Source organism: Mesorhizobium sp. M7A.F.Ca.CA.004.12.1.1, from assembly GCF_003997835.1.
GTDB lineage: Bacteria > Pseudomonadota > Alphaproteobacteria > Rhizobiales > Rhizobiaceae > Mesorhizobium.
In genome coordinates this window covers 1-5,063 of the sequence record NZ_RZRK01000459.1, presented here as the reverse complement: position 1 = coordinate 5,063, position 5,063 = coordinate 1, and the positions used below count along the sequence as shown (strand labels likewise).

Below are 5,063 nucleotides of genomic sequence, written 5' to 3'. Positions count from 1 at the left end.
ATGCTGACAAGGCCGGTGACTACAAGGTGGCAATCAAGAGCCATGTCGACGCGTTCGCCAAGGATTATCGCGCCTATTTCGAAACCAATGATGCGCTCGACGACGTCAAGCGCACCATGCTCGACCAGATGCCGCGGCTGACGCTGGTGCCGGGCCTCGGCATGTTCGGCCATGGCCGCACGCTGAAGGACGCGAAGATCGCCTCGGATGTCGGCGAGATGTGGATCGAGGCGGTGCGCGGCGCCGAGGCGGTCGGCCGTTTCCACCCGCTCTCCAAGGCCGATCTGTTCCCGCTCGAATACTGGTCGCTGGAACAGGCCAAGCTCGCCTCCAACAAGCCGAAGCCACTGACTGGCCAGGTGGTGCTGATCACCGGCGGCGCCGGCGCGATCGGTGCAGCGACAGCCAAATTGTTCGCCGACAATGGCGCCCATGCCGTCGTCGTCGATCTCGACGCCGAAAAGGCTGCCGACGCGGCGAAGAAGGCCGGCAACAATTCGATCGGCGTCGCCGCCGACATCACCGACCCGGCGCAGGTGCGTGCCGCCTTCGACAGAGCGGTTGCCGTGTTCGGCGGTGTCGACATCCTGGTTTCCAATGCCGGCGCCGCCTGGGAAGGTCGCATCGGTGAGCTCGACGACGCGCTCCTGCGCAAGAGTTTCGAGCTCAATTTCTTCGCCCACCAATCGGTGGCGCAGAATGCGGTGCGCATCATGCTCGAGCAGGGCACAGGCGGCGTGCTTTTGTTCAACACCTCCAAACAGGCGGTCAACCCCGGCCCGAAGTTCGGCGCCTATGGCGTGCCGAAGGCGGCGACACTGTTCCTGTCCAGGCAGTACGCGCTTGACTATGGCGCGCATGGCATCCGCTCCAACGCCGTCAACGCCGACCGCATCCGCTCGGGGCTTCTGACCGACGCCATGATTGCCAGCCGTTCGGGCGCGCGGGGCGTGTCGGAGAAGGACTACATGTCCGGCAATCTGCTCGGCCAGGAAGTGACGGCGCAGGACGTGGCGCAGGCCTTCCTGCATCACGCGCTGGCCGACCGCACCACCGCCGATGTGACGACGGTCGACGGCGGGAATATCGCGGCAGCGCTGCGCTGACGTAGAGATCCGTCCAGACGAAAGGTGCGGTGCAACTCCGAAGCTTGCTCGAGAAGGGGCGGTTGGGAACTTTCGACCCGACCGACCATTGAGATCGAGCAAGGTCAAGCAGCTAAATTGTTGCCGGGAGTTCCCTCATGCCAACCGATGACTGGTCCCTGCCCGAACGCTTTATTTTTTCGGGTCACCCGATCGCATGGGGAGCGATCGGCGACGGCCCGCCGGCGGTCTTGCTTCATGGTACCCCGTTCTCGTCGGTGGAATGGCGGCGCATTGCAGCTTGGCTCGGGCAGCGGCGCCGGATCTACTATTTTGACATGCTCGGCTACGGGCAATCCGCCAAGCCCGACGCGGACGTGTCGCGCGGCATTCAAAACGAGTTGTTCGCGGCGCTCTACGCTCACTGGGAGCTGGAGTGGCCAGACATCGTGGCGCATGACTTCGGCGGCTCCGTCGCGTTGCGCGGCCACCTGCTCAATGGGCTCGATTATCGCTCTCTGGTGCTGATTGATCCGGTCGCGATCAGCCCTCAGGGATCGCCCTTGGTTCAAGCGGCAAAAGAACACGAGAAAGCGTTTGCCAGTCTGCCCGCCTATATCCATGAAGCCATGCTTCGCGCCTATATTGGCGGCGCTGTCGCGAACGCATTGCGCGCGGACGAAATGCAGCTCTATCTGCAGCCATGGCTTGGAGACGAGGGACAGAAGGCTTTTTGGCGTCAGATCGCACAGATGGACGACAAGTACAGTCGAGAGGTCGAGTGGCGATACGACGAGATACGTTGCCCTGTGACGATCCTGTGGGGTGAAGACGACGAGTGGATTCCGCTCGACGACGGGCGAGAACTCGCGCGCCGCATTCCCGGTGCGCCGTTCATCACGGTTCCAAATGCCAAACATCTCGTTCAGGAAGACGCGCCGGAGGCAATAATCTCGACTGTGCTCGACTTCTGGAACGACCAGCATCCTTCGGCCGCCGCGAAACCCCTGCTACAGCAACTCTAGAATGTGTTTCCAGGCCCTGGTTCCCAGCCTCGAATCAGCCTCGTCACTGCGGGCATCGAAACAAGGTTCCGGCGACGGCGCCGGACAGGTCTTCCTCGATTGCCGCCTGGACTTCCATATAAGCACCGTACCTTGGGCCGGAGCCTGGCGCCGGCTGCAGATATTCAGCAAAAGGCCGCCTGCAGCAAGCGGCTGCAGGCGGCCTTCGATAACGAAACCTACTTCGCGTTCGGGTTCGGCATCCAGGCCGGCATCGCGACATCGGCATGGGCGAACTGCGGCAGCTTGGCCGACAGGTCCTCCATGTTCTTGATGTCCTTGTCGATGAGGTCCTTCTGGGTGATCAGCGTCGGCGGCACGACGACGTTGTGGCCGGGGTCTTCACCGGCCAGCAACTGCGCCAGCGCACGCACCGAGACCTGGCCGACGACAGCCGGATTGGTCGCGGCGGTCGCGGCCCAGGCGCTGTCGGGCTCACGCATCGCAGCGATATCGGACGTCGAGATATCGGCCGAATAGATCTTGATGCCCTTGTTCAAGCCCGCTTCGTCGACGGCGATCTTCACGCCCTTGGCAAATTCGTCATAGGGAGCAAACATCACCTTGATGTCGGGATGCGCCGTCAGCACCGAACGCGCCTGGTTGGCGACTGAGTTGGCAATCGGATTGTCGAGCGTGCCGAACATCGCGACTTCCTTGATGCCGGCATACTTCTTCTTGACGTCGACCCAGGTCTCGTTGCGGCGGTCGAGCGGCGCGATGCCGGCGACATAGACATAGCCGGCATTCCAGCTTTCGCCATTGTCCTTGACCGCCTGCTCGAGGGCGAGGCGCGCCAAGTCGCGGTCGGACTGTTCGATCTGCGGGATCTTGGGATTCTCGACATTGACGTCGAACGCCACCACCTTGATGCCGGCGTCGACCGCACGCTGGGCGGCGTCCTTCATCGATTCCGTCAGGCCGTGCTGGATGATGATGCCCTGCACGCCAAGCGCGATGGCCTGATCGACCATGTCGGACTGAAGGGCGGCATCCTGGCGGCTGTCGAGGACACGCAGGTCGATGCCGAGCGCCTTCGACTGCGCCTCGACGCCCGACAGATAGGCCTGGAAGAAGTCGCCGGTCGAGAGATAACGCACCAGCGCGATCTTGACGCCGGGCTTGTCGAAAGGCGCCGGCTTGTCCGCGGCAAAAGCCGGGACCTGCATCAGCATGGTTGCGCCGGCCAATCCGAGCGCCACCTTCCCCAGAAGTCTTCTTGTAATGCTCACTTTGTTTTCCTCCACTCTTGTTGAACCCAAAATCCTGTTCCGGTCGAAAGCTACCTCCTGCCCCTGCCCGAAAGCGCAAAGGTGAAGACAAGGGCGACGACCAGAACCACGCCCTTGACGAAATCCTGCGTGTAGTAAGGCGCGTTCATCATCGTCAGGCCTTGCAGCAAGATGCCGACGAACAGCGCGCCGATGGCGGTGCCGAAGGCGTTCGGCTTGGCGGCACCTAGCACCGCGTAGCCGATCAGCGCCGCGGCGACCGCATCGAGCAGCAGATTATTACCCGAGGCGATGTCGCCGCGTCCAAGCCGGGCAGCGAGCAAAATGCCGCCGATCGAGGCAAAAACTCCTGAAATAACGTAGGCCCAGATCTTGTATGCCTTGACAGGCGCACCGGCGAGTTCGGCGGCGCGCTCATTGCTGCCCACGGCATACATCATGCGACCGAAACGTGTGTATTCGAGGAAGAACCAGATCAGCACGGCGAGCACGAGCAGGACCACCACCGACACCGGAATGAGGTTCGGGATGAAGAAATCGAAACGGTGGCGGCCGAGCGCCAGGAAGGCGTCGGAGAATTTGCCGCTGGCGACCGAACCGTCCGGCATGGTCATGCCGGTGGCGATCGAGCGGCCTTCGGTTGGAATGCGCTGCAGGCCGACGAGCAGGAACATCATGCCGAGCGTCGCCAGCAGATCGGGCACGCGCATGTAGACGATCAGCCAGCCATTGATCAGGCCGACAATTGCGCCGATGAGCAGGCAGACGACGACCGCGACAAGGGCGTTCTGCTCCAGCACCACCATCACATAGGCGGCCGCCATCATGGCTGACGTGGCGACGGAGCCGATCGAGAGATCAAAGCCGCCGACGACCAGCGTGGCGGTGACGCCGAGCGCCAGCACGCCGGTGATGGCGACCGACTGGAAGATGAAAACGGCACTTTGCGGCGAAACGAAACCGTCGGCGGCGATCGAGAAATAGGCGACGAGCCCGAACAAGAGCACGATGAACCCGTAGCGGATGGCGTGGTCGCGCAATGTCATCCGGCGCTCCCGCGCGCTGCTGCCGTCTTTATCCAATCCGAACCCATGCTCTCTCCATTCCAATTCCTATCGCCCGCGCTCAGGCCGCACTGTGCAGCGGTCCGCCGGCAACCTCGGCCAGCAGGCGGTCGAGATCGACATCGGCATTGCGGTGTTCGCCGACGATAGTCTGTTCCGACATGACCAGGATGCGATCGGCGGTTTCCAAGGCCTCGTCGAGTTCGGTGACGAACAAAAGCGTGGCGCGTCCGTTTGCACTCGCCCTGAGCTTGGCGGCAATGTCGCGCCGGGCCGAGATATCGACGCCCTGAAACGGCTCATCCAGGATGAACAGCCTTGCATCCTGCGCCATCCAGCGCGCGACCATCACCTTCTGCTGATTGCCGCCGGACAGCTCCGACATGTCGTCCTTCTCGGACCGACAGACGATGCCCAGTTCTTCGATCTGCCGGCGCGCGGTGGCGCGTTCCAGACGGCGCCTGAGAACAGCGAAGCGCGACATGCGCTTGTGAAACGGCAGGCTGATATTTTCCTGGATGTTGAAGCCTTGGACGATGCCATTCTCGCCGCGGTCCTTGGCAACGAGGAACACGCCGGCGGCGATCGCTTCGCCGGCTGTTTCAGGTGCATAAGGCC

Annotated in this window: 5 protein-coding genes; 2 read left to right on the top strand and 3 right to left on the bottom strand. The window is 62.6% G+C overall.

What is annotated here, in order from left to right; all coding sequences use genetic code 11:
* Positions 1–1,106, top strand: a 1,106-nt coding sequence (locus EN984_RS22410; RefSeq protein ID WP_127383952.1) for an SDR family NAD(P)-dependent oxidoreductase, incomplete at its 5' end; no start/stop codon positions are given.
* A gap of 137 nt (positions 1,107–1,243) precedes the next feature.
* Positions 1,244–2,110: an alpha/beta hydrolase gene (locus EN984_RS22405; RefSeq protein ID WP_127270083.1), complete on the top strand. Its 867-nt coding sequence runs from the start codon at positions 1,244–1,246 to the stop codon at positions 2,108–2,110.
* Positions 2,111–2,328: 218 nt separating this feature from the next.
* Here EN984_RS22405 and EN984_RS22395 read toward each other — a convergent pair whose 3' ends face one another.
* The 3 genes from EN984_RS22395 to EN984_RS22385 form a co-directional block, all read right to left on the bottom strand.
* Entirely contained in the window at positions 2,329–3,381 is a 1,053-nt protein-coding gene (locus EN984_RS22395; RefSeq protein ID WP_023808755.1) for a substrate-binding domain-containing protein, read from the bottom strand.
* Between the two features lie 50 nt (positions 3,382–3,431).
* On the bottom strand, positions 3,432–4,427 hold the full coding sequence (locus EN984_RS22390; protein WP_127270087.1) for an ABC transporter permease: 996 nt from the start codon (positions 4,425–4,427) through the stop codon (positions 3,432–3,434).
* A gap of 79 nt (positions 4,428–4,506) precedes the next feature.
* Positions 4,507–5,063: ATP-binding cassette domain-containing protein (locus EN984_RS22385; RefSeq protein ID WP_164765580.1), on the bottom strand; the 557-nt coding region annotated here is incomplete at its 5' end.

Coding starts and splice junctions, on each gene's coding strand:
- EN984_RS22405 (WP_127270083.1), top strand. CDS start 1,244: ATGCCAACCGATGACTGGTCCCTGCCCGAACGCTTTATTTTTTCGGGT.
- EN984_RS22390 (WP_127270087.1), bottom strand. CDS start 4,427: ATGACATTGCGCGACCACGCCATCCGCTACGGGTTCATCGTGCTCTTG.